The sequence below is a fragment of the Streptomyces sp. NRRL WC-3549 genome (assembly GCF_000721935.1).
Classification (GTDB): Bacteria; Actinomycetota; Actinomycetes; order Streptomycetales; family Streptomycetaceae; genus Streptomyces.
Genome location: NZ_KL585421.1, coordinates 164,493 through 165,578, shown reverse-complemented (window position 1 = coordinate 165,578; position 1,086 = coordinate 164,493). Strand labels below are relative to the sequence as shown.

At 76.8% G+C, this 1,086-nt stretch carries 1 protein-coding gene and 1 pseudogene; both read right to left on the bottom strand.

Annotated features, from left to right (window positions below; all coding sequences use genetic code 11):
- Positions 1-237: pseudogene (locus IH13_RS0126150) on the bottom strand (pyridoxal phosphate-dependent aminotransferase); the annotation flags it as partial.
- A gap of 140 nt (positions 238-377) precedes the next feature.
- On the bottom strand, positions 378-1,086 hold a 709-nt coding region (locus IH13_RS0126145), incomplete at its 5' end, for an SMP-30/gluconolactonase/LRE family protein (protein WP_031088410.1).

Here is a 1,086-nt window from a genome sequence, read left to right as displayed (position 1 = left end):
GTCCTGGGCCGCGCCGGGCAGTCCCCGCCGCTGCCAGTAGCCGCGCGCGGCCTCCCGCAGGGCGGTCCCCCCGCCGGGCGGTTCGGGCCGGGTCCGGTCGGCCGAGGCAGCCAGGACGCCGACCAGGTCGGGCAGGGCGGGGAGGCCGGGGTCGAGGGCGGGCGGGCCGAACCGGACGGGGCCGCGGTCCTGGCGGACGGGTGGGGTCCGTGTCCGTCTCGGTTCGCTCCCGTGCATCCCGGACCTCCTCCGCGCACTTCGCCCTGTGGCCTTTATACGGAGGTTCCCGGGCCCTCGCCCGCGCACGGGTCCCGGTCGGCCTCCCTGGCGTCTGCTACCCCGAAGTGCGGGTGATCAACGGGCCGGACGGGACGGTGTCAGCCCGCGAACGGTGTCCCGGGCAGCCCCTGCCCCGCGTCGGGCAGGACCAGCAGCGAACCGGAGAGCGGGTGGGGGGCCTCCAGGCCGGTCCGGGCGGTGGTGATGTACAGGTCGCGCAGGCCGGGACCACCGAAGGCGCAGGCGGTGGGTCTGCGGACGGGCAGCTCCACGACCCGGTCCGGGCGGCCGTCGGGCGTGTAGCGCCGTAGCGCCGCGCCCTCCCAGAAGGCGACCCAGACACAGCCGTCGGCGTCCACCGTCAGTCCGTCGGGCCAGCCCTGGGCGGGCGGGACGGTGGCGAACGGACGGCGGCCGTGGACGCGCGTGCCGTCGACGTCGAACACGTCGATCCGCCGGGTCGGGGTGTCGATGTAGTACATGAGGCGGCCGTCCGGACTCCACCCGGTGCCGTTGCTGACCGTCACCGGGCCGGATACGGACGCCACCGTGCCGTCCGGCGCCACACGGGACAGCGTGCCCCCGCCGGCCGCCTCGTCGTAGCGCATGGTGCCCGCCCAGAGCGCCCCGTCCGGCGCCACCGCCGCGTCGTTGCCCCGGCGCCCGGGCACCGGGTCGGTCACGAGCCAGGAGAAGGCCCCGTCCACGTCGTACAGACCGACGCCGTCCCGCAGGTTGACCACCAGGCCGCCGCCCGCCCGCGGTTTCGCCGCGCCGACGTGCTGGCCGGTCGCCATGACCGTACGG